The organism is Rhodopirellula sp. SH410 (assembly GCF_055811895.1).
In genome coordinates, this window is the sequence record NZ_CM147949.1 from 6,163,906 (window position 1) to 6,189,205 (window position 25,300).

At 58.0% G+C, this 25,300-nt stretch carries 15 protein-coding genes; 8 read left to right on the forward strand and 7 right to left on the reverse strand.

The window, feature by feature from the left end; all coding sequences use genetic code 11:
* Positions 1–36 precede the first annotated feature (36 nt).
* Positions 37–684 carry a DUF6655 family protein gene (locus SH410x_RS22715; RefSeq protein WP_473671003.1) on the reverse strand — a complete coding sequence of 216 codons (648 nt, stop codon included), beginning with the start codon at positions 682–684 and terminating at the stop codon, positions 37–39.
* A gap of 367 nt (positions 685–1,051) precedes the next feature.
* Positions 1,052–2,695, reverse strand: a complete 1,644-nt coding sequence (locus tag SH410x_RS22720; RefSeq protein WP_473671005.1) for a TolC family protein — start codon at positions 2,693–2,695, stop codon at positions 1,052–1,054.
* A 190-nt stretch (positions 2,696–2,885) separates the two neighbouring features.
* Here SH410x_RS22720 and SH410x_RS22725 point away from each other — a divergent pair, with 190 nt between their 5' ends.
* From SH410x_RS22725 to SH410x_RS22745, 5 genes are all read left to right on the forward strand, one after another.
* A complete protein-coding gene (locus tag SH410x_RS22725; RefSeq protein WP_473671007.1) occupies positions 2,886–3,413 on the forward strand; it encodes a membrane or secreted protein in 528 nt (175 codons plus the stop codon).
* Positions 3,414–3,951: 538 nt separating this feature from the next.
* Positions 3,952–5,850, forward strand: a complete 1,899-nt coding sequence (locus tag SH410x_RS22730) for a heavy metal-binding domain-containing protein (protein ID WP_473677374.1) — start codon at positions 3,952–3,954, stop codon at positions 5,848–5,850.
* Complete coding sequence (locus SH410x_RS22735) at positions 5,847–6,263, forward strand: hypothetical protein (protein WP_473671009.1); 417 nt, start codon at positions 5,847–5,849, stop codon at positions 6,261–6,263. Before SH410x_RS22730 ends, SH410x_RS22735 begins: the two co-directional genes overlap by 4 nt.
* Positions 6,264–9,860, forward strand: a complete 3,597-nt coding sequence (locus SH410x_RS22740) for an efflux RND transporter permease subunit (RefSeq protein WP_473671011.1) — start codon at positions 6,264–6,266, stop codon at positions 9,858–9,860. It abuts the gene before it with no gap.
* 113 nt (positions 9,861–9,973) lie between these two features.
* Positions 9,974–10,843, forward strand: coding sequence for a hypothetical protein (locus SH410x_RS22745; RefSeq protein WP_473671013.1), 870 nt, complete (start codon positions 9,974–9,976; stop codon positions 10,841–10,843).
* A gap of 413 nt (positions 10,844–11,256) precedes the next feature.
* On the opposite strand, the gene SH410x_RS22750 is transcribed toward SH410x_RS22745, so the two are convergent.
* Both SH410x_RS22750 and nagB read right to left on the reverse strand, forming a co-directional pair.
* Positions 11,257–13,692: a heavy metal translocating P-type ATPase gene (locus SH410x_RS22750; RefSeq protein ID WP_473671015.1), complete on the reverse strand. Its 2,436-nt coding sequence runs from the start codon at positions 13,690–13,692 to the stop codon at positions 11,257–11,259.
* Positions 13,693–13,906: 214 nt separating this feature from the next.
* The gene (gene nagB, locus SH410x_RS22755) at positions 13,907–14,647 is read right to left on the reverse strand and encodes a glucosamine-6-phosphate deaminase (RefSeq protein WP_473671017.1); all 741 of its coding nucleotides are present in this window, start codon (positions 14,645–14,647) and stop codon (positions 13,907–13,909) included.
* A 247-nt stretch (positions 14,648–14,894) separates the two neighbouring features.
* Between nagB and SH410x_RS22760 the strand changes: the two genes are divergently transcribed.
* The 3 genes from SH410x_RS22760 (at position 14,895) to asnS (ending at position 19,416) form a co-directional block, all read left to right on the forward strand.
* Positions 14,895–15,953, forward strand: coding sequence for an aldose epimerase family protein (locus SH410x_RS22760; RefSeq protein ID WP_473671019.1), 1,059 nt, complete (start codon positions 14,895–14,897; stop codon positions 15,951–15,953).
* An 85-nt stretch (positions 15,954–16,038) separates the two neighbouring features.
* Positions 16,039–18,018 carry a sodium:solute symporter family transporter gene (locus SH410x_RS22765; protein WP_473671021.1) on the forward strand — a complete coding sequence of 660 codons (1,980 nt, stop codon included), beginning with the start codon at positions 16,039–16,041 and terminating at the stop codon, positions 18,016–18,018.
* 9 nt (positions 18,019–18,027) lie between these two features.
* A complete protein-coding gene (gene asnS, locus SH410x_RS22770) occupies positions 18,028–19,416 on the forward strand; it encodes an asparagine--tRNA ligase (protein ID WP_473671023.1) in 1,389 nt (462 codons plus the stop codon).
* A gap of 63 nt (positions 19,417–19,479) precedes the next feature.
* Here the strand turns inward: asnS and SH410x_RS22775 are convergent, their stop codons facing one another.
* The 3 genes from SH410x_RS22775 to leuS all read right to left on the reverse strand — a co-directional run bounded on the left by SH410x_RS22775 (position 19,480) and on the right by leuS (position 25,138).
* On the reverse strand, positions 19,480–21,147 hold the full coding sequence (locus tag SH410x_RS22775) for a Na+/H+ antiporter NhaC family protein (protein WP_473671025.1): 1,668 nt from the start codon (positions 21,145–21,147) through the stop codon (positions 19,480–19,482).
* A 34-nt stretch (positions 21,148–21,181) separates the two neighbouring features.
* Positions 21,182–22,105 (reverse strand): hypothetical protein, encoded by a 924-nt coding sequence (locus tag SH410x_RS22780; protein WP_473671027.1) that lies wholly within the window; start codon positions 22,103–22,105, stop codon positions 21,182–21,184.
* A 141-nt stretch (positions 22,106–22,246) separates the two neighbouring features.
* Positions 22,247–25,138, reverse strand: coding sequence for a leucine--tRNA ligase (gene leuS, locus SH410x_RS22785; RefSeq protein ID WP_473671029.1), 2,892 nt, complete (start codon positions 25,136–25,138; stop codon positions 22,247–22,249).
* Positions 25,139–25,300 lie beyond the last annotated feature (162 nt).

The following is a 25,300-nucleotide window of genomic DNA, read 5'->3' on the forward strand; positions in this document are numbered from 1 at the left end:
TGCTAGCGATGATTCCTAGAACCTCGCGTTTCGCCGTCAATCCAGCCCCAGCCATGACGCGCCGGTCGCGAAAACTCCCCCCTCGGTGTTGTGCACGCGATGGGCAGGATGGTCAATGGTGCCACTGAAGCGGGGGCCGGTACCGAACGCATTTCGAACGTCTTGACGCGAATCGGCACGCATACTCCCGGAGTTCCAAATGATGGTTCCGGATTCACGTTCGACAGCGAACAGGGAGAGTTTCGAAACGCCGAACTGGGTATAGCGGACGCACAGGGTGACATCGGGAAGCTGAATCGCCTCGGCCACGCCGAGGGTGCTCTTGTAGGAATCCGTCCCATAGACCGCCATCCCCGCCTCGACCACGACATCGGCCGCCTCCCTGGAATCCGCTAAACGAACCCCGCAACCGCCCATTGCCTCACGGATTCGGTACGCAACGTATTCTTTGCCGGAGCCTCCGAGTCCTCGCGTTTCAAGGTAGCACAGCCGACCGGCGAGCGGCGAGAAATCGAAAGAGCAAACGACCGCATCGACCGCGCTGGTGAGCAGCAGTTGCGCAGAAGCAGTCTCGGACGTATCGGTGATCGTGACGGTTGATCGACATCCCGCCGCGCCGACCATCCCCATCGCCACCCACAGACCAATCCATGATTTGAGTCGGGAGCCTATCAACCAATCCATTGAATCTCACCAATTCCCTATTCGACGTGCCGCGGGCGTCTCCCAATAAACCTGTCGGCGGTGAGCCAGCGAGATCGATGGGGACGTTGCGGCTGAGCGTGAACAATGCAATCCGTTGCATCGCCGTCCTCTGTTGCGTCGACCGATCCTGGCCGATCCATTGACTTCAAGCGGCAGAGAGCGAATCGGTTCCCTGACACGCACAACCGGTTTCACCGACAGATCTGACGAATTCGCGAGCAATCAGTGCCGTGCTCGCGACGCCGCACTTTTCGGGGAACCGTTCACGGGCTTGGCGATGACCGTCGCGGATCGCTCCGTCGATCCCTGTTCGGTTGTGAGCGGCCAATCCCGTGGACTCCGCCTCTCAATACGGGCACCCAACCGTGCGGTCAATCTGAGCGATCGTACCGGCAAGTGTCGCGTGGACCCGTGCGAGCTGGGTCTCGAACATCAATAGTTCACGATACGTTTCGACGAGAGTGAAGAAGCTCGTTCGTTCGCCACGATAGTCGGCAATCGCCAACTTCAGCGTATCTTCGGTCCGCGGCACGAGTCGGTTTTCATAGAGTTCGGTCTGCTCGACGAGCGAGTCCGCTTGCGCGAGCAGGCGGCGCAAGCGACCGTAGATTTCATTGCGTTCGGCCTCGAGTCTTTGTTGGGTGCTGCTCGTGCGGCGATTGGCTTCACGGACGCCTGCATTGATCTTTTCACGCCAAATCGGCAGCGTCGTGCCGAAACTGATACTGAGATTATCGTTGCCGTTGGCGACAGGGCTGATCACGTTATGGTTGTCGCTGATGACGCCCCAGTTCAACCCTACCGTGAAATCTGGATACTGTTGCAAACACGCAAGCTTCTGCTTTTGGCGATCACGTTGGATTTCAGCTGCCAGGCCACGGAGATTGGGATTGCACTGCTCGGCGTTCGCAATCAACGCATCGAGCTGCATCGGTGCGTCGGCAACGTCAATTTCCTCGGTTGCTTCTGGCATGAGTGAAACAGGTTGCTGTAGCAGTGCCGCGAGGTCAGCCTGGGAAACTTCCTTTTGCCTTCGAAGCTGAAGGAACTGGTCCTCTAGCCTCGCCATTTCGAGTTGCGCGCGGAGCACGTCTTGCTGGGTACCGCCAGCACGATAGCGTGCTTCGGCGACCCTGCTGAGACCGTCAACGAGCCCCTGTGTTTCCTCGATGATCTGCATTGCGCGGGTCGCATACCAAACTTCATAGTAGGCCAGACGAACCGACTCGGTGACCTGTCGTTCGATGCGTTCGACTTCCGCTTGAGCCATCTGAGCTTCGCGGCTGACAATGGCTCCCTTCGTGCGCAGTTTGTCGGGGAACGGCACGCCTTGTTGCAGCGACATCTGGTTGGCGACGCGACCGGCGGCCGTTTGGGTGGCGTTGTTTTCGAACGGCCAAAACGTGTTGTTGAACTGGGGGTCAGGCAGGGCGGTCACCTGCGGGATTCGATCCTGTTCGGCTTGGACGCGCTGGCGTGCTGCTCGGATGCTGGGGTGCGCCGCAAGGGCGTGCTGCACAAAGTAATCGACCGACTGGCCAGCGAGGGATGATGGGGAATGGGGGAGCGGGGCAGCGGGAGCGTCAGTGTTTTCGTCTCGCTGGTCCCGCATCTCTGCGTCTTCCAGACGCTCCAACTTCCCCTCGCTTTCGATGAGTTGGCTGAATGATCGTTCTGCGGCATCTTCGTCAGGCGACGCGACGGGCGCAGCGAACGACAGCCCGCCTGGGTTGCTGTCATCCGCTCCTTGAACGTCCTCGTAGCCAACCGACTGAAGACTGGATGACTCCTCACCAGGGCGCTCTGTCGAATGGTCCTGGGCAACTTCCGAAACTCCGCCGAGAACGGTGGGGCTCGACGTGGCGTGCCTAGCCAAACTGGATTGCGAAGGTCCGGTGGCACAGCCACCCGCCGAGCATACCACCAGCGATAGCGACAGAAATCCACACTTTTGCAGACGCAAAATATATTGATTTTGACACTGTGGCATGACAGACTGGCTCCATCCAGTTACTCTCTTAATTGGGAGGTTTGCAACGAAACTCAAATTCGTCTTGAACTCTTTAGCCCGATTTTGCGTTATACTCCCTAATACCAGGCCTAGGTATCTGTTTCGGAAAGTTGAAGTGGTCCGCTCTCGTTTAATTCGTACTGTCGTTAACCTTTCACTGATCGTCGTAATGATGATTCAGCCGGGGATGGCGTTGGTTTTCGCGAATGATTGCGGCATCAAGTGTGCATCCTCGTACCAGTGCGACGGCTGCCGATGTTGCCAAGTCGCCTCAGCGGAAGTGAAATGCTCATGCTGCGGTGGCAGTGAACAAGCCGCAGCCGAGCCTAACTGCTACATCGGCGAAACAGAGTCAGACGGCACGTCGCAGATGGGTGGATTCACGGGCCCCCAAACCACTTTGATCCGAGCAACCGACCCGTCGGTTGCCGCAGATTCGGATGTGGTCGTTGTCGATGCAGTGGCTGGCATCGAGGTCACTTCCACCTGTCATTGCGGAGTCGAGAGCTCGCCGCTGGGAGAGCCTTCGTCAGCTCGACCGACGGTGCCGACACGGGATTCGGTAGCGATCCGACATTCGGATTTAGCGGATATTTTCGGTGACGAGCGTCTTCCACGACGCCCGAGCAGCATTCGTGGCGACGATTTCTTGCGGCCACACTTCTCTCAGATCCAGCTCTGTATCTGGCGACTGTGATTGCGACTGCATAGGCAGTTTCATACGCGTCCCATAACGCCCGCCCACGCTGTTACGAAAGTCGTCACGGCTTGCGGTGCGCACTGAGCCTCTGGCAACTCATCATGAGCTGCCGACTCTTGTGACGCGTTGCTGAACCGGGTTCCGCAGGCACCGAGTCTCGCCACCAACCCGGCTACTGCCGCGCCTCGGCGCACTCAACCGGCCGCGCCGCCAGGGCGTCTATGGAACGTCCCTGCGGGCGCGTTCCCGCAGTCCCAAGCCACCGTTTACGGAGCAGGAGGTAACGACGATGAATCAAGCTAACCCCAACAACGATATCGAGCCGGATCAGGTCGAAGCGTCGCCGTCGACATCCTCACCGTCGAGCGACATGCCCCATCCAGATGCAGGTGACATTTGCGAAACGGCGACTTCCGACGAGGAGGCGACGGCGGAGTCACCAGCGGCGAAATCAGAACCGCATGAACAAGCCGCGACGTCTACGGCCCGCGACGAGACACGCGTCAGTGGCTCCGCTTGGCTGCTGCGCACGGGTATGAACGCGAGCGTTGTCGCAGTCGTCGCCGCTCTTATTCTTTTCATGATCGGCGTGGCTCAACGGTCTCAATGGATTACGGCCGATGGGTTCTCTGGTGGTGGCGACGCGGTTCCCGCCGCCAATGGGGGCAAGGAAAAACGCTACATCTGTCCCATGATGTGTACTCCACCTTCGACGCAACCCGGGCGTTGTCCGGTATGTGGGATGGAATTGGTCGAAACGACCAGCGGTGGAGGTGGCGATGGAATCTCGGTAACGATCGAGCCGTCCGCCCGCCGCCTGGTTGGAATTCAAACGGCGACCAGCAAAATGGGTGAAGTGAATCGGACGATTCGCACGATCGGTTCGATCGACTTCGACGAGAGCCGACTGGCAACGATTTCCGCCTACATCGATGGGCGATTGGAAGAGCTGTACGCCGATTACGTGGGCGTCGAAGTGAAAGAGGGCGATGACCTCGCGCTGATCTATAGCCCCAAACTTTACTCGGCGCAGACCGAGTACCTCCTCAGCGTGGAAAGTGATGTGTCGGGGCGGTTTAGCATCAACAGTCGCGATATGCAGGCGATGGCACGAGAAAATTTGAGCGAACTCGGGATGACCTCGGGTCAGATCGATGCGCTTCGCGAAAGTGGTGAGCCCCAGTCGCGGATCCGCATCAAGTCGCCGCAGACAGGGACCGTACTCGAGAAGGCAGCCATCGAGGGCGACTATGTGAAAACCGGGCAGAAAATCTATCGCATCGCCGACCTGACATCCGTTTGGATGATGCTGGATCTATTCCCCGACGATGCCGCATCGGTGCGGTTCGGCCAACAGGTCGAAGCCGAAATCCAGTCGATGCCGGGCGAAGTCTTTACGGGCCGCGTTGCATTTATCGACCCAACGGTCAGTCCGACCACTCGCACGGTACGAGTACGAGTCGAAGTGATGAATTTGGATGGCAAACTTCGCCCCGGAGATTTCGCGACCGCTCGCATCAGTGTTCCCGCCGTCGCAACCGAGACGGTCTACGATCCTGCCCTGGCGGGCAAGTTCATCAGCCCCATGCACCCCCAGGTGATACGCGATGAACCAGGTGAGTGCCCGCTATGCGGCATGGATCTGATCCCGACACGACAGTTGGGCTATTCATCCGAACCCGTTGATGCGCAACGTGTCGTCACGGTGCCACGTGAGTCGGTGCTGCTCACGGGCCAACACGGCGTCATCTACGTCGAAACTGAGCCGGGAAGGTTTGAAATTCGCCGCGTTACCGTCGGCGCGATGAACGATAAAGACGCGATTATTGTCGAGGGGATCGCTGCGGGCGAGACCATCGCTACGAACGGCAATTTCCTGATTGACTCTCAGATGCAGCTCGCGGGCAACCCATCGTTGCTCGACCCCAGTAGAGCACCGAAATATTCTCCGGGTCCATTGAAACTTCCCCAACATGAGCGGGTCATGTTAGCCGGTGAGTCAGGCGAGCGTTTCGACCAGGCCTATGAAGCTTACTTCGACATTCAGCGTGCGTTGGCGAACGACTTGACACCTCCGCCCGTTGCCCTCAACACGCTACGGGATTCACTGACCCAATTGGAACTGCAGCCCGACGTACCCGACGCTGCACAAATTCAATTTGCGAAAGCGCGACGCGGTGCCGGTCGCATGGGTGGTTCTCTCGAGTCAGCCCGCACTGCCTATCGGACCGTGAGCCAAGCAATGTTGAGAGCCACGACAACCGTGATGGGGCCACGATCGAAAAAGGGGATCTATCACATGTATTGCCCAATGGTCCCCGGCGGCGGAGGCGACTGGATGCAATCGGATGCAGAGCTTCGCAATCCGTATTGGGGTAGTGAAATGTTGGCGTGCGGGGAAGTTGTCGGAGAGAGGGGAGGGGATTCGAAATGAGCGACCGCATTGATCGTCATCATGGTCTGATCGTTGATCAGAAGACCTCCGCGGCAGCAGAGCCGATGCTTGCGTTGTCGAAGGGATCCCCGCGAGACGAGGGGTACTCGTTGACCGCCCCCGCGCAGCGTTCATCGCAGAGCGCAAGCATCGTCTGGCCATGGCAAAAGCGACGTTACGAACAGCCCTTGTGTCGCACGCGAAACAACCGCCAAGCCGAGGCTGCCGAGACGCCAAGTTGGCGCGACGTCGCCGCCGTTCATCGCTACCGAAACGACAGCATCGCGAAGCAGGCGAGCGAGTGCGTCGACGCGATCCCTCGGAAGATCGTGAAAAAGTCTACCTCCTTGATGAAGCCCCTGTCATCGATCAATCAGGGTTGTTCCCCTGACTCACCCCATGTCCGTGTCTAAATGCTCAACCTCCTCATCCGCTTTTGCGTGAAAGAACCGTGGCTCGTCGTCTTTCTAACCATCGCCGCGTCGATCGGTGGGTACTTTGCCTTCCAAGCCGTGCCTATCGACGCGATTCCCAACGTCGGCGAGAACCAAGTCATCGTGCTAACGCCGTGGCCGGGTCGTTCACCGAAAGACATTGAAGATCAGGTCACCTATCCGTTAAGCGTATCCTTGCTGGCGGTTCCCGGCGCCGAATCGGTACGTGGCAAGAGCATGTTCGGCTACAGCTTCGTCCAGGTGACATTCAAAGACGAGATAGATTTCTATTGGGCCCGCAGTCGCGTGTCCGAGCAACTCGGTTCCGCCGCATCGCAATTGCCCGATGGTGTCGTTCCCCAACTCGGGCCGGATGCCACTGGTCTTGGGCAGATCTACTACTACACGCTTATTCCGCCGCAGGCAAAAGAGGGGACTCCGCCTGACGAGGGCATGAGTCTGGCGGAACTCCGCAGCATGCAAGATTTCGTCATTAAATACGAATTGCAATCCGTCGAAGGCGTTAGCGAAGTAGCATCCATCGGCGGCTATGTTCGCCAGTATCAAATTGAGGTGGATCCAGACAAACTGCGATTCCATAACATCTCGCTCGACAAACTTGCGATGGCGGTCAAAGAATCGAACGTTGATGTGGGCGCAAAGACCGTTGAGACGACCGGCATGGAGTTCATCGTCCGTGGGAAAGGCTTCTTAGGTACCGACGGCAACAAAGAGAAAGCGATTGCTGATATTGAAGACACGGTGATCATGCAGCGTGGTGGCGTCCCTGTTCGTGTCAGTGATGTCGCCCGAGTGCAACTCGGGCCCGACTTCAGACGAGGTGCACTCGACTACAACGGATCCGAAGCGGTCGGCGGTGTGGTCGTGATGCGATACGGTGAAAATCCGCGCGTCGTGATTGATCGGGTCAAGGACAAGATTGCGTCCATCACACCATCGCTCCAAGGCGTGCAGATCCACGGCGTTTACGATCGCAGCGGGTTGATTGACGAGACCATGGCGACGCTCACTCACGCACTGCGTGATGAGATCATCATTACCGCGATCATCATCCTATTGTTCTTGATGCACATCCGCAGCAGTTTCGTGGTTGCGATTTGCTTGCCGGCCGCCGTGCTCATATCCTTCATCGCCATGCACGTTGTTGGTGTGGGGTCCAACATCATGTCATTGGCTGGCATCGCGATTGCGATCGGCACCATGGTCGACATGGGAATCATCGTGTCGGAGAACATTTATCAACATCTGGCCGAGTGGGAACGGGAAGAGGCTGAGACGGGGAGTTCCTTGTCATCTTGTCCCCCACGCTCCCCACCCCGCTCGCGGAGCGACGTTGTCTACGAGGCTACCATCGAAGTGGCTCCCGCAGTCGTTACCGCCGTGGCGACAACCATTGTCAGTTTCCTGCCCGTGTTCTTTCTGACCGGTCGTGACTACCGGCTGTTCTCGCCGCTGGCATACACCAAAACGTTTGCGATTGCCGCAGCGATGATCACGGCCGTCACCGTGGTGCCGGCCCTGAGTCGACTACTTCTCAAAAGTGCGAACTATCGAAAGCGGTCGGCACTGGCAGCGGGGATCGCGTTGGCACTGTTGTTGGCTGCGACATCCCACTTCATGTGGGCCGATGATTTGGCGGCCTACTTCGGTGTCGCGTCCTGGATCATCACCGCGGCAGCGGGATTGCTCGCATTCGTCTTTGGATGGCAACTGCTTCGTGAACGCATCCGACCAATCCAAGAGATACCTTCGAGTCGCTTTGTCCACTGGGTTTACGCCGCACGATTGAAACACGCTCTGAACCACAAAATATTTGCGCTGTCATTCCCCGTGATCTTGCTGTTTGTCGGCGTCGGGGCCTTTTTCGGCATGCCAACAATTCTGCAACCCTTTGAGCGAGTGGCCCGTGTCTTCGGCGCAGAATTGAACGACTTACCCAGCTACGTCGAGGCCAAACATGTCTTTACCGGATTGCAAAGCGATGACTGGATCGCACTGGATGAGGGGAGTTGGTTCTACATGCCGACGCTGTACCCGGCCGCCAGTTTCTCGCAAGCGATGCAGGTGCTGCAGACTCAAGACGTTTTGATCGGACAGATCCCAGAGGTGAAAGACGTGCTCGGCAAGATCGGTCGCGTTGAGTCGGCACTCGATCCTGCTCCGGCGGCGATGGTGGAGACCTATGTGATGTTGAAGCCGGAAAGCGAGTGGCGTGACGGTATCACATCGCGAGACATTTGGGACGAGATCAACCGTGTCGCTACGCTGCCCGGTGTCACGCCCGCCGCGGCATTACAGCCCATCGAAGGTCGCGTGGTGATGCTGCAATCGGGAATTAAAGCGTCCATGGCGATTCGCATCTACGGCGACGACTTGGACGAACTTGCGACTGCGGCGATGGATGTCGCAGCGAGTCTGAAGAAGTCGCCTTTGGTCAATGCCGGTACCGTCAATCCCGACATCGTCATGGGGAAGCCGTATCTCGAATTCACCGTTGATCGCGATGCTGCATCACGTTACGGCATGAGCGTCTCGATGGTGAACCAAGTGATCGAAACCGCACTCGGTGGGATGAACCTCATCAACACTGTTGAAGGTCGCGAGCGTTACCCGGTTCGACTGCGATACAACCGCGACCTAAGAGAGCGAATGGATCAATTGAACCGTCTGCCTGTTGTCACCAACAGCAACGCGGTCGTTCCGCTGGAAGAACTTGCAACGTTAGAAACGACGTGGGGCCCAGGGGCGATCAACAGCGAGAACGGACGTTTGGTCGCGCATGTTGCCTTCATGACCAATGGCACCCAAGGCGACCTGGAGTCCGTCGCCGCGATTGAAGAACAGTTGCGATTGGAACAACTGAGAGGGGAGAGTGAGAGACCAGGAGACCAGCAGATCACCGATTCTCCCACGCTGAATTTACCGGCAGGCTATTCACTCGAAGCGGTCGGCAGTTTCCGAAACCAGATCGAAGCCAACCTGCGGCTCATGTGGATCGTCCCGGTAGTGATCCTGATCAATTTGCTTCTGATCTACTTCGAGTTCCGGAACTTGCCAATCGCGATGGTGGTATTCACCGGCATCCCGGTCGCATTCGCGGGCGGGATGATCCTGGTCGCCTGCATGGAGGTGAAACTGAACACCGCCGTCTGGGTCGGCTTCATCGCCTTGTTCGGTTTAGCGGTCGATGATGGTGTCGTGATGGCCACGTACATTCATCAACTTCTAAAGAAACGTCGCATCAACAGTGTGCAGGACATTCGAGACACGGTTTACGAAGCCGGTTTAAAACGCATTCGTCCCTGCATGATGACGACGGTGACCACTCTCGCCGCACTGGTTCCAGTTCTACTTGCTACCGGTCGTGGTGCCGACGTCGCTCGCGCGATGGCGATCCCCGTGTTCGGTGGCATGCTGGCCGAGCCGTTTACCTCATTCATCGTGCCCACGCTCTATTCCGCCTATTTGGAAATGAAAATGCGGTTCGGTATGCAGGATGAACTATGGAGCGGAACCGAGGACATGCCCCAGGAGGAGAGGGTGAAAACAGCTTAACTTTCTCAGACAGCTCGAGCAGAAACCAATCGGATCGAGCATTGAATCCACAACGACCGAAACAGGTGACCGAACGGATTGGTCGCCATACCTTTTTTAACAGAGCCTCAATGATGAAATACAAACTCGCACTCTCTGCCGCACTGACCGTCGCCGCGGTAGCGTCGACCGCCCATGCCCAGCACGACCACACCGGCCACAACCATGAGATGCCGACGCCAACAGCAACCGCGCGGCCGAGTCGTCCGGCGACTGGCCCTCACGGCGGATCTTTAAAACCGGCGGGCGTCCTACAGTTCGAAACGGTCGTGTCCCAAGGCGGAATCCAGATCTATGTTGTTGACACGAACGGGAAACCCGTTTCGGTCGAGCATGGCCGTGGAGTTGTGTCAGTTCGAGTGGAAGGTCATTCCAAACGCTATCGCTATGACTTGCTGCCTGATAGCAAAGAGGGCTTGATCGCGCCGGTCGACCTTTCGAAGCTTGCAGGGCGTCAAATCGAAATTGACATTCAAGTGGTTGGCATCGACTCGACTCGTGGTCGAGCGTTGAAACTCAATGAAATCGCTTCGGTGCCCTCCAGCGAGATTCAGATGACGACCGCTGCTATCGCTCGCCAGAAGATTTGCCCGGTGAGTGGCAAACCGCTCGGCAGCATGGGCGATCCGATCGCTGTCGATGCAAGTGGACAGCGTGTCTTTGTTTGCTGTGCAGGTTGCGTCAATGCCGTTCAGGCGGCCCCCGCAAAATATGCTGCCGGTCGTCCATCAATCACGATCGCGACCGCTACGACCGCCGACGCTGCCGCGATCGCTCGCCAAAAAACATGCCCTGTGATGGACGAACCTCTCGGTGGCATGGGTACCCCGGTCAAGGTGACCGTTGGTGGCAAACCGATTTACCTATGCTGCAAAGGCTGCATCAAGAGGATCGAAGCCGAACCAGGAAAGTATCTCGCGATGGTTTATGGGCCAGGCCGCTAGGGAGCCAGGCCGCTAGGGAGCCAAGGAGAGTGTCTAACATGGCTCCTTAGAACTTAGCAACGAGCGGAGAATTACGGTCTGGAATTGCGGTCGAACGCTCCGCGGCCGATCATTCCGACCGCGGAGCGTTCGGCCCCTTGTTTTCCGCTCGTTCTTTAGACACGCGTGAACCGTTTGAGAGGATCGCGGCGGCGTCCAAAATCAGCGATGTCGTCGCAGAATAAGCGCCGACGGCGGACGCAGCCGCCACCGGCTAAAAGGCACCTTTCGGCTCAGGTGCGATCGACAAATCCCTCAGCAATGCACTCCCTTACAGAGCGTGCGTCCCGATTGCCCCGGTCCACCGATTCGTCCCCCGTTCCATCAGACTGACAAAAGTTTCGAACGCCACCGCGATCCTTGAAAATTCATGTCTAGTGATCGAGGTTTGCCGCTCTCAATCGCAGCGAGTTGGCGATCACGGACACACTGCTGAAGCTCATTGCCGCCGCGGCGATCATGGGACTCAATAGCACCCCAAAGAACGGATACAAAAGTCCCGCCGCGAGAGGGATCCCCAACGCGTTATAGAAGAAAGCAAAGAACAAATTCTGCCGAATATTGCTCATTGTCTTGCGGCTCAGGTTCGCAGCGGCCGCCACACCGCGAAGATCGCCGCCGACGAGTGTCACTCCCGCTGATTCGATGGCAACACCCGTTCCTGTCCCCATGGCGATTCCGACATCCGCCTCCGCCAATGCCGGTGCGTCGTTGATTCCGTCACCGCACATCGCGACCGTGTTCCCATTCTTTTTCAGTTCTCGCACAAAGTCATGCTTTGCTTGCGGCGAGACGCCCGCATGAAATTCATCGATTCCCAACTTCGCTGCAACCGCCTTGGCAGTGGGCTCGGCATCCCCCGTCAACATCACGACGCGCAAGCCCAGTTTGTGAAGTGTCTCGAGCGCGGCCGGTGTCGACTCTTTGATGGGATCGGTGATCGCCATGATCGCGGCCAGCACTCGGTCGACCGCAACGAATACCACCGTTGCGCCTTCGGACTGATGAGTGCGTGCGAGTTCGCGTTTCGGTTCCACGCCGGCCACCTTCCGCTGGACCATTAACTCTGCCTTACCAATCACGACATCGTGCCCATCGACCGTCCCGTGAACGCCGCCGCCCGTGATGCTATCGAAATCAGTTGCTTCCGAAATACTGAGACCGTCGAGTGTGGCGCGTCGCACAATGGCATGGGCCAATGGATGCTCACTCTGCGCTTCGACTGAAGCGGTGAGTTTCAAGACATCCGCCTCCCGCCAATCACCGAAGACTTCAATGGCCGTCAATTCCGGTCGCCCCTGCGTCAGGGTCCCGGTCTTGTCCACCACAATCGTGTCAACCTTTTCCATCCGTTCCAACACTTCCGCATTCTTGATCAGCACCCCGGCCTTGGCTCCCCGGCCGACGCCCACCATCACCGACATCGGCGTGGCCAATCCCAATGCACACGGGCACGCAATGATGAGCACGGCAACAGCCGCAACAAACGCATGTGCCAGTTGCGGCTCAGGCCCCCAAACGGCCCACCCGATGAATGCAGCGATCGCGCATCCGATCACCGTCGGAACAAAATAACGAGCCACGACATCGACCAATTTCTGAATCGGAGCCCGGCTTCGCTGTGCGTCGGCAACCATCTGCACAATCCGGCTGAGGACGGTATCGCCGCCCACACCGATCGCCTCGATCACCAAAGCCCCGGTTTGATTCAATGTTCCTCCAGTGACGTCATCCCCGTCCGCCTTATTGACTGGGATTGGCTCACCGGTCAGCATCGATTCATCGACGCTGCTCGAACCGCTGAGGATGCGTCCATCGACCGGCACCTTTTCACCGGGCCGAACCCGCAGCCGATCGCCTTTTTCAACCACATCGAGCGACACGTCTTCCTCGCCCTCGTCGGTAATTCGATGGGCGATATCGGGCGTCAGCTGCATCAATTCACGTATCGCGCCGCCGGTTTGTTGGCGTGCTCTTAGTTCCAGAACCTGGCCCAGCAACACCAGCGTGATGATCACCGCAGCAGCCTCGAAGTACAGCGGCGGAACCCCCTCTTCATAGAACGCTTCGGGGATCACCCCGGGCAACAACACAACAACCAAGCTGAATGAGTAGGCAGCGAGCGATCCCACGGCGATCAAGGAAAACATGTTGAGGTTCATGCTGCGAAACGATTTGGCGCCTCGCACCAGCAGTGGCCATCCACACCACCACACCACCGGTGTCGCGATCGCGAACTGCAACCATCCCATCGCGGAATGGCTCATCCAATCGGCGACACGCAATCCCACCATCGGTCCCATCGAAATGACGAGAAGTGGAACCGACAATGCCACACCGACCCAAAACCTTCGCTTCATGTCGGTGTACTGTTCGTCATCACCCTCTTTAGCGATTTCGACAAACTTCGGCTCCAGATCCATTCCGCAAATCGGACAGTCACCGGGGCCGACCTGCTCGATCTCCGGGTGCATCGGGCAGGTGTAGACCGATTCGGAGGTGGGGGAGCAGCTTGAGCGACCAACCTTCGCCGTACTGGACGATCCGCCACAGCACGAATGTTCGCCGTCTCCCCCGCTCCCCTTTGCCCCCGCATTCTTCGCGCGCGCATTCTTCGCTCGCGCAGCGAGCACCCCCGCGGGGTCCGCTTCGAATTTCTTCAGGCAGCCATCGCTGCAGAAAACGTAATTTGCGCCGTCGTAATTCACCGCACGCGGGCTGTCAGCGGGAACCGTCATCCCACAAACCGGGTCGATCTTCGTACTGGAGTCTGCAACGGGCAGAGCGACTTTGTGTTGAGTGTGATCCATCGGGGGCTTCCTCAGCTGTCAGTTAGTCGGCCTGCATGATACCTCGATTGTATAATGCAACTTGCATTCCAATCCGCGAAATAAACATCCGCGCCGAAGATTTTCGGTTCACCGCGTGGCCATCGCCCCATCGTCCTATCGCCCCACGTTTGGGCTCATCCGCCCGTAGAGACCGGGCTGGTGATTCAATCGTTTCCCAAACAATGGCGACTCGCTACCGAGATTCCAGCTCTGAGGCCGCGAGTTCATCGAGCACGAAATGGACGTTATCGTGCAACTGCAGGAACGAGGCTGGATTGTCCGAGCTTACGGGACCTTGGACCGCACCGGCGACAGCGGCGGCTTTCGCAGCACCGGTGGCCAACAGAACGATTTTCTCAGCGCGAAGGATTGTGGCGATGCCCATCGTGATGGCTTGCCGGGGTACCTGGTCGGCCGATTCAAAGAACCGTTGGTTGCTGTGTATCGTGCTGGGGGCCAAGTCGACGACGCGGGTCAAGGAGTCCCGTTGTGTCCCCGGTTCATTGAAACCGATGTGCCCGTTGGTGCCGATGCCGAGCAATTGCAGGTTGATGCCGCCGGACCGTTGCAACTGCCGTTCGTAATCGTCCGACGCGGACTGCATGTCGGCCGCATGGACGTCTGGAAAATGGGTACGAGCTAAGTCAATATCAACATGCTCAAAGAGATGAGTCTGCATGAAATACCGGTAGCTCTGCGGATGCCCGGATTCCAAGCCCAAATACTCGTCGAGATTAAATGTGGATGTTTGGGAAAACGAGAGGCTTTCATCACGGTGACGTCGGCACAGTTCGCTGTAGACCTGCAGTGGCGTTGAGCCGGTGGCGAGGCCGAGGACACACGAGGGTTCGGCGACCAGCACGTCGGCCATGATGCTGGCAACGTGGTGGGATGCGGCGAGATGATCGGGATAAACGCTGTAGGCAATACTCACGCATGTAACCTTTTATGGGGATGTTTTGTCGCTCGAAACGGCGAACGACACCACTTTTCCTCGTGGCTCCCCAGTGATACCAGATGGAGACGGCAGCGAGGAGAGTGCCGGGTACATCTGGGGATGCTCTGGCTGTAAAATGCCCCCCAGTCCCTTCTGACGCCCCGTTTCTTGCGCCCCGTTCTCTTGCGCAGCCCGTTTCGTGGCGATCCCCCTCCCATCCCGCGACCACCATGGGCCGTCCAGCATGAGCATCAGTACCGCGCCCTTTGGGCAGACCGCCGACGGGTCGCCCGTCACCAAGACCACGCTCACCAACCGCCATGGCAACCGCGTTAGTCTGATGAATTGGGGCGCCTCTTTGCTGGAGGTGGAGGTGCCCGATCGAAATGGCAAGCGTGCCAACGTCAATCTCGTTTTTGAATCGCTCGGCCCCTATCTCGGCAAACATCCGGGCTTCGGCAGCACGATGGGACGGTTCTGCAACCGCCTCGCCTACGGCAAGTTCTCGATTGACGGCGTGCCCTACCAAGTCACCGTCAACCATGGCAAGCATTGTCTGCATGGGGGCGCGGTGAACTTTTCGCATCACAACTGGACGACCGAGGTGATCCCTGGGGATTCATCGGCAACGCCAACGGACAGCCGCGGCGATCGCGTCCGCTATACCCTGGTCAGCCCCGATGGAGACGAAGGCTTTCCCGGCGAGCTGACGGTATCGACGCAGTACAGTTGGGACGACAACAATGAACTGACGATCGAGTACACGGCGACCACCACTGCCGCAACGCCTATTAATCTGACCAACCACAGCTATTGGAACCTGGGCGGGGTCAATGCGGGGACGGCCCTCGACCATGTGGCCGTGATCCATGCTGATGCAACGTTGCAAGTCGACGCAGAATTGATCCCCACCGGGAAGCTGCTCGACGTCGCCGGCACACCATTTGATTTTCGCGAGCCGACTGCGTTTGCCCAACGCATCGCATCTTTGGCGGCGACGAAAGGATACGACCATTGTTATGTGGTCGCCGGTGAGGCGGGCGTACGACGACCGGCCGCTCGCGTCAGCGACCCGCAATCGGGGCGGGTATTGGAGGTTGAAACGACCCAACCTGGCATGCAGCTCTATACCGCCAATCATCTTCGCGGCAATGAGAGCAGTAACGATCACGGACCACACGATGCCTTTTGCCTGGAAACCCAGCATTACCCCGACGCGCCGAACCACCCAAACTTCCCGTCAACGCTGCTGCGTCCAGACGAGGATTTTCGCGAAATCACGGTACTTCGGTTCACGTGCTAGCCTCACATGCGGACGCCAAATAGCGTAAAACTACCCGCCCATCAGCCCATAAAATCATTCCGTCTCGCGCCCTTGTCACCGATTCATGAACATTCTCGAAGTCGTGTTGTTTCTGGGATCGGTCATCGGCGTGATCGCGTTAGGGATTTGGATGGCGAAAGAACCCGAGGATGGTGATCCGAGCGATGATGCATCGGATTACTTTCTCGCCGGTCGCGGACTGACGTGGTGGTTGGTGGGCTTCTCACTGATTGCGGCGAATATTTCGACTGAGCAGTTTGTCGGGATGTCGGGATCGGCGGCCAACTGGTTGGGGATGGCGATCGCATCCTATGAATGGATGGCGGCAGTCACGTTAGTGCTCGTTGGGTTTTTCTTCCTCCCGCGGTTCCTCAAGGCGGGTTTGTTCACAATCCCGGAGTTTTTGGAATACCGCTTCGACTGGATCGCCCGTTTGGTCATGGCGATCCCCGCGGTGGTCACGCTGGTGTTTGTGGCCACGTCCTCGGTGATTTACTCGGGGGCGAAATTCATTTCCGAGTATTACAACACCGTCCCGGTGCTCAATAACCTGACCGCGATGTGCTGGCTGATTGCGGTATTTGCGGCCGCTTACGTGTTTGTGGGGGGCCTCAAAGCGTGTGCGTGGACCGACTTGGTGTGGGGATCGGCATTGATCCTCGGTGGTTTGATCGTGATGGTCATGGCATTCGCTCAACTCAGCGAACGACCTGCCGAGGATCTGATCAAGACCAAGGTTGCGAACTCCAATGCCACGGTCGAGGACCTTGAGAACGCCGGTTTCTGGCGACGATTCATATTGCTCAATGATGGCGTCGACGACGAAGCGGTTGCGGTCAATGGTGAGAACGGCAGCGGTGGTAAAACTCACATGGTCCGCCCCAAAGAGGACTCCGACATTCCCTGGACCGCGTTGCTAGTCGGATTGTGGATCCCGAACTTTTTCTATTGGGGGCTGAACCAGTACATCGTGCAGCGAACTCTTGGATCAAAGTCTCTCGCGGAAGGTCAGAAGGGAATTGTTTTCGCCGCATCCATGAAATTGATCATTCCATTCTTGGTGGTCATCCCCGGGATCATGGCATTCAATCTGTTCAGCGGCGACCTGCATGAGTCGGCGTCCGAGCGCAACATCAATACCGTCGCGACCGCCGGTGCGTCCACGGTGTTCACTGTCGACAACTCATTCGTCGAATTGCAACCGGACCTGGCCTGGCAGGCATTGCAGCAGAATGCCAAACAGGCCGGCGAGGATCTCGACGTCGCCCCTACCGATCCGCCTGAGCGAATCAGCGATCAGATTAACGACTATGCCAAGATCGCGTTGGTGAAGGACCCTGAGTTAGTCGCGGCCCATAAACTGGTGGGCTACGATTATGATTCCGCGTTCCCTGTCCTGGTCCGGAACTTGATCAAGCCCTACCCCTTGATTTCATGGTTTATCTTGGCCGCCCTATCCGGTGCTGTGATCAGCTCGCTCGCGTCGATGCTCAACTCCGCATCCACACTCGCAACGATGGACTTGTATGCCAAGGTGACCCGAGAAACCAATCAACAGCGATTGGTCACGGTTGGCCGCGTCTTCGTGGTCTTGTTCGTGGCGTTGTCAGCGATGGTGGCTCCGTACCTCGATAGCTTTGAAAGCATCTTCAAGTTCATCCAAGAATTCCAAGGGTTCATTTCACCGGGCATTCTCGCCGTGTTCTTGCTCGGATTCTTTTCGCCGCGCACCCCCCGCTACTTCGGTTGGTTGGGGATCTTGATCAATGTGATTGCCTATGGCGCACTGATGCTATTTCTCGGCGACTGGATCGTGCAAGGCGGGTGGTGGTATGCGGATCAAATCGCATTCTTGGACCGGATGGCCATTTGCTTTTTCACCGTGCTGTTGACCGGATTGATCGTGACGCTCACCAACCCGCTGAAGACGCCTGTGACGATGCCAGTCAATGAGGCGATGGACATGACGTCGTCGCGGGGGGCACAGATCTCTGGTGTGTGCGTGATTCTGATAACCGCCTGTATGTACTACTATTTCTGGTAAGGATTTTCCATGGACTGGATGACAATAGACGTGTGTCGACGCCAAAACGACCTCCCGACGGCGGCGGAAATCCGCGGTTGGGTGCGGACGCGGCGTGATAGCAAGGGAGGGTTTAGCTTTCTCGAAATCAACGATGGAACCTGCTTGGGTAACCTGCAAGTGGTCGTGCCCGCGGAGCTCGATAATTACGCGAGCGAAGTGCAGAAACTGACCGCAGGCTGCAGCGTGATCATTCACGGACAGCTGCTCGAATCTCCCGCCAAAGGACAGACCACCGAACTGCATGCCGAGTCGGTGCAAGTCATCGGATGGTGCGACGCAGAGACGTATCCCCTGCAGAAGAAACGCCATTCGTTCGAGAAACTGCGTGAGTGGTCGCACCTGCGCGCCCGCACCAACACGCTCGGCGCGGTCATGCGGGTGCGCAACCGGCTGAGCCAGTCGATCCATCGATTCTTTGACGATGCGGGTTTCTACTACTTGCACACGCCCATCGTGACCGCGAGTGATTGTGAGGGCGCGGGCGAAATGTTCCGCGTGACCACGCTGAACTTGGAAAAACTCGCTGGCTCCAATCGACCTTTGGATGCGTCGCAAGATTTCTTTGGCAAGCCGACGCACCTGACCGTCAGTGGCCAGCTCGAGGGTGAGACGTACGCCTCTGCCTTGTCGAAAATCTACACCTTCGGTCCCACCTTCCGCGCCGAAAACAGCAACACGTCGCGGCACCTGGCCGAGTTCTGGATGGTTGAGCCCGAGGCAGCCTTCTTCGACTTGCGAGATAATATGAAGCTCGCTGAGCGGTTTCTCAAACGCATCTTTGCGGATTGCCTCGAGCACTGTGCCGAGGACATGGCCTTCGTCGACGAACGAATCGAGAAAGGCAAACTCGCTCAGCTGCAAGGTGTCATCGACAAGCCGTTCGAGCACATGACGTATACCGAGGCGGTCGAACGTTTAATGTCGTGCGGCGAGGCCTTCGAGTATCCCGTGCAATGGGGCATCGACCTGCAGGCTGAACACGAAAAATACCTGACACAGTTCGTGGGTGGCCCATTGATCCTCACCGATTATCCCGCTGCGATCAAACCGTTCTACATGCGTGTCAGTGACGATGGAAAAACCGTTGCCGCGATGGACGTCCTCGTGCCCGGAGTCGGTGAAATCATCGGTGGTAGCCAGAGAGAAGAACGACTCGACGTTCTGCAGCGACGGATGGGTGAGGCGGGACTCGACGAGCAAGAGTACTGGTGGTACGTCGACCTACGTCGGTACGGAACCGTGCCACACGCGGGTTTCGGCTTAGGGCTTGAACGCGCTGTCCAGTACGCGACCGGCATGACGAATATCCGCGACGTGATCCCCTTCCCTCGAACCCCTGGTAACGCTGAGTTCTAAGCCCTCTCATCGGCTGGAACCCTGCGCTGAAGAACGACGACAAGGCAAACCGCCGATGCCGCGTTACAGCGGGGGTTTGCCGAGCCAGCGGACCGCGGCGAGGAGGCACAGAAGCCCTGTGCCCAGACACACCCAAACCGGTACTCCACAGGCCACCGGCAGCGTACCGGTGACGATGCAGACGCCGCCTCCCAGAAGCGCATAGGGAATCTGGGTGCGGACGTGCAAAACGTGATCGCAACCACACGCCCGGCTCGATAGGACCGTGGTATCGGACAACGGTGAGCAATGGTCGCCGAAGATCGCACCGGCCAGCACGCTACTGAACGTGGCCAAGGCCAGAGGTGAATTGACTGCCGCATCACCGATCGCCAGCACCGAGTTCGCTTGCATGTCCAGCACGAGACTGACGGCGATCGGTGTCACGATCGCCATCGTGCCCCAACTCGTGCCGGTGGCGAACGCGATTCCGCCGGCCAAAATGAATACGCAGGTCGGCAGCAATCGAATGTCAATTTGGTCGCTCAAAACGCTCGATAGATAGCCACCGGTATCGAGCGTCTCCCGGCCGGTCATCGCTGACAGCGCCCATGCGAGCCACAGCACCGCCAGGGCCGGCATCATCTGCAATGCCCCCGCGAGCAAACCGCTGCCCATTCGAGCGATGGATAGGCGCGAGAGAGACAATGCCAACAGCATGGCGAGCACGAGCCCGCAACCGCCACCAACCACCAGCGCAAGGTAGGAATCTCCGGACCCGATAACATCACCGGCCCACTGGACCTGGCCCATGAACGCAGATTGATCGACGGCCGAATCCTTCTCGCTGCTTCCCGTCACGATCAGTGTGGCGAGAACCGCGACCAAACAGGCTGTGATCGGGCCGAGTGCCGCCGTCACGTCCTGCCAGGTGGATGAGGCTGGACGGCCCTGTTCAGCGGTGCTTTGCTCGCCTTCATTGGCAGGCACTGCCCGCTCGCCATCGGGTTCATCGCGATGCTCGCGGAGTTTATCGATAGCTTCCTGCTCGGCAACTCTCATCGGTCCAAAGTCGCGTCCCGATCGCGAGATGATGAATACCAATGCCAACGCGAACCAAGGATAGAAACGATAGGGAATGCTCTGAATGAAAAAGTCAAATACGCGAATGGATGACGCCGAGGGCGATTGACCGTAGGAGGACGCATCGATGCCGGCTTGAAGATAACTCAACTCCGTCGCCACCCAGGTACTGACCAAGGCCAATCCTGCGACCGGGGCGGCGGTCGAATCAACCAGATACGCCAGTTTGGCGCGAGAGATACCGAACCGATCCGAGGTGGACTGCATCGTACCGCCAACGAGCAGCGTGTTGGCATAATCGTCAAAGAACACAGCCAGCCCCGTGGCAGCGATCATGGTCTGCACGCCTTGACGGTTCTTAACCCGCCGGGCCAGTCGGGCGATCGCGCGCCGCATCGATCCAGCGACTTCGATCACCCCTACCATCATGCCCAAGAGCAAGGTGAACGCCACCACCATCAAGTGATCAGGATCGGTGATCGACCCCATGATATTCGCACCGAAAATCGCGAGCGTGTCCCGAATCCAGTCTCCGTCGGGTTCCGCTCGTGCCAGCAGCGCAGCCCCCACAAGAATCCCCGTCGCCAGGGGTAGCAATACCCGTCGCGTTAGCAATGCCAATGCGATCGCGATCAGCGGCGGCAGCAGGCTGGCGAATCCGTAGTCCAATGGAACATCCTTGTAGAGCAGTGAACGCGATGGTCTACCGAAGCGTTTCCAGTTCCATTCCCATCTTCACGTCGGTGGTCATCTGTTGCTTCTGTCCCGCCGATTCGACGTCCATGGTGGACTTGCTCGAAATGGTCAGCGAGGACTGAACAGGGATCACCGACCCTGTTTCGACCTGGGACGTGCCCTCTCCATTGGTGTCCAGAGACGCCAGCGTCAAGGCCGTTCCCGCTGGCAGTGCTGGGTTCTTAATTTCCTGCCGGTCCGCGTTCTGGGTCACGTTGATCTCCATCGTGAAACCGCCCGTACCGAGCTTCTTGATTTCATGAGTGGAGATTTGCTCCATGTGGATCCCGTTGGCGACCAAATGTTGGGTGACTTTCCATTTCGCCCCCAGCCCGATCGGCTCACTCGGTACGGGCGAGCTGATGCGGTTCATCGACTCTTTCATCCCATCGAGCATCTGTTTCATTTGCGGCGCCATCCCTTCCGGAATATTGAATTCAGCCGACTTCGTAATGCCTCGATTCGTCACGGTTGCCGAGCCAGTCGCCCCCACCAATGATTTGATCATCTCGGTGAGCATCGGAGCCATGGGTGATGGCTTTTTGGGATCGTCAATGACCTCCGCACCCGTGTAGATGAAGCTAAACGTGATGTCACCGTCAGCGTTGATCTCATCGACGGTGGTGTCAAAGGTTACCTTCTGGGCCGGAATGGCTTGGGTCGGCATCGCGTTGCCAGCAATCGACATCGTCATGCCAATCGAGATTGTCATGACAGCCGACTGCGTCTCGCCGACGCGTGGCGAATAGCGGATCGGCTGAAGCGGGGCTGAGCCAGCATCGATCAATTCGACCTGGACTGGCGCATCGGGGTCGGCAGCCGGAGCCGTCCTCACCGCAACCGCGGCGGTGAGCAGGAGCGGCAATACCCAAACGTTTGTGCGGCGTAACATAATCAACGATCCCAAAGGTGAGGAGTGGAAGCCAGGGGGCGGAGTGACGGAAGAATAGTCTACCATGGCTCGAATGGGCGGGGTGCGTGGGCCACGATCGGTGGCCCAAAAGTTCGGTCGTGAGGATCGCGATCCAATCGCTCACTTGATGACGAGGTTCACCATCCTGCCAGGCACCGCGATTCTCTTGACGACTTGTTTGCCGCCGATCGCCGCGATGACCTGTTCGTTTTCCAACGCTGCCGCGATCATTTGATCTTGGGTCGCATCGGGTGACACGTTGATCTTCGCTTTGAGCTTCCCATTGAGTTGAACAGGAATCTCGATGCTCGATTCAACCATTGCCGCCTCGTCCCACTGCGGCCACCGCTGCAATGCAATCGACTCGTCATGGCCCAGCAATCGCCACAATTCTTCGCACAGGTGCGGGGCGTACGGATTCAGGAGCACCAAGAACGTTTCGAGGGCCTCACGTGGTCGTGTTTCGCAGCGTGTGAAATGATTGGAGAACTCCATCATTTTAGCGATCGCGGTATTAAAACTCATCGCCTCGGTATCCTCGGTTACCTTGCGAATCGTCTGATGGAGCACCCGAAGTTGCTCTTCATCACACGGCGTATCGACGACGGCGTCGCTGACGCATAGTTCGTCGGCTTTCTCATCGACGACCAATCGCCATACCCGGTCCAGGAATCCACGCACGCCACCGACACCGTTCATGACCCAGGGCTTGGTCGCTTCCAAGGGGCCCATGAACATCTCGTAGAGTCGCAATGAATCGGCCCCGTAGTCGCGGACGACGCCATCCGGATTGACCACGTTGCCACGCGTCTTGCTCATTTTGAACGCCCGACTATCCACTTTGATTGCGGGATCCGACGACAATACAAACCCTTCGCCCTTCTTTTGCACATCGTCTTCGGCAATTCGGATCGATTCGACGACGCATCCATCTTTGGTGACACGATTCCCCTCGGCATCACGGCGGACATTTTGAGTCGATACCGGTTTCCCGTCGCCGTCGACATAGCCGGTGAATTCAACTTCGCCCAGGATCATGCCCTGATTGACGAGTCGTTTGAACGGTTCAGGGCACGCCACATGCCCGCGATCGTAGAGTACTTTGTGCCAGAAACGTGAATAGAGCAGGTGCAGCACGGCGTGCTCGGCACCGCCCACATACAAATCAACAGGCATCCAGGCTCGTTCGAGCTCCGGATCGACGAGGCACTGTGTGTTGTGGGGGTCGATGTAACGCAGGTAGTACCAGCACGAACCGGCCCACTGCGGCATCGTATTGGTTTCGCGGCGATATCGTTTGCCGTCGAGTTCGACGATCAACCATTCGTCACCGGCTTTGGCCAGTGGCGGTTCAGGTCGACCGTGCGGTTTGAAATCCTCCAGTTCCGGCAACGTGACGGGCAGTTGGTCTTCAGGCACACCGCGTTTGATTCCCGTCGGATTTCCGTCCTCGTCGATCTCGTGCAGGATGGGGAACGGCTCTCCCCAAAATCGCTGGCGACTGAACAACCAATCCCGCAGTTTATAATTGACAGCCTGGCGGGCGATCCCCTGCTCGGCCAAAGCGTCGGTCAAATGTGCCTTCACCTCGTCGGTGGTCTTGCCGTCGTAATCACCGCTGTTGATCGCGACGCCCTCGGCGACAAAGCACGCACGACCAGCCAGAATCTCGTCGCGTTGGGCATGTTCGGCCGGCGGATCGACGACGGCGATGACGGGCAGTTCAAACGCGACGGCGAATTCGAAATCGCGAACGTCGTGAGCGGGCACCGCCATGATCGCCCCGGTGCCATACCCCGCCAATACGTAATCGGCGACCCATACCGGGACCGACCGCCCGTCCGCCGGATTGATCGCGTGCGTTCCGGTGAAGACGCCCGTTTTCTTGCGATCACCCTCGGTGCGTTCCCGATCGCTCTTGAAGGAAGCTCGCTCACGATAGGCATCCACCTCGGCCTTGCGATCCGGGCTGACCAGTCGATCGATCAAGGGATGCTCTGGTGATACGACCATGTAGGTCGCGCCAAAAAGCGTATCGGGCCGCGTCGTATAGACACGCAGTGCATCACGGCCCGGGTCCGACGGAAAACCGCTGGCGGCCCGCTCGCGTTTCCAAGCGACATAGGGTCCCCGGGCAGCTGCGTGAGACGTTGCATCGGAGGTCGCATCGGATGCACCGCCCGGTTGCAAGTAGAAGTCGACTTCCGCACCCGTGCTGCGTCCGATCCAGTCGGACTGTAGCTTTTTGATACCCGCCGGCCACTGCAATTCATCGAGCCCATCGATCAGGCGTTCGGCGTAATCGGTGATTCGCAACATCCATTGCCGCAGCGGAATGCGTTTGACCGGATGACCACCGACCTCGCTCTTGCCATCGACCACCTCCTCATTGGCCAGCACCGTGCCGAGTTTCGCGCACCAGTTCACCAGAGCGTCGTCCTGGTACGCCAATCGTTGCGAGTCGCGGTACAGATCGATCGCTCGTTCTCCTTGGGTCTTCACCTCGGGCGGGATCGGCAACTCCGAGATCGGCCGGCCCTTCTGCATCGCGGTGTCGAACCAGGTGTCATAGAGCACCAGGAAGATCCACTGGGTCCAGCGAAAATAGCCTTCATCTGTCGTGGCCAAAACCCGGTTCCAGTCGTAGCTAAACCCGAGCATTTTCAGCTGGCGGGTGAAGTTGTCGATGTTCCGCTGCGTTTGCACACGCGGGTGCTCCCCCGTCCGAATCGCATGCTCCTCGGCGGGCAACCCAAACGCATCAAAACCCATCGGATGCAACACGCACTCGCCGCGGGCCCGAGCGAATCGCGAGACAATGTCCGTCGCCGTGTACCCTTCCGGGTGCCCCACATGCAACCCATCACCACTCGGATACGGAAACATGTCCAGCACATAACGCTTAACGACGTCGCCAGACGCGTCTGAGATTTCAGGGGTGGCAAAGGTTTGATTGGTTTCCCAATAGGTTTGCCAGCGGGGTTCGATCTCGTTGGGGTTGTAGCGGACCATAACTTGTCTAAAGAGCCGTGTCGAAAAAGAAGGGTCGGTGAAAGATCGTTATAGGCGGAATTAGAATCGCCTCACCGAGAAACGACAACGCGAAAGAGCCGCGGGCGCAATAAAAAAGCGGGCGACATCCGAAAATGTCGCCCGCTTTTTCTAGATTGCTCT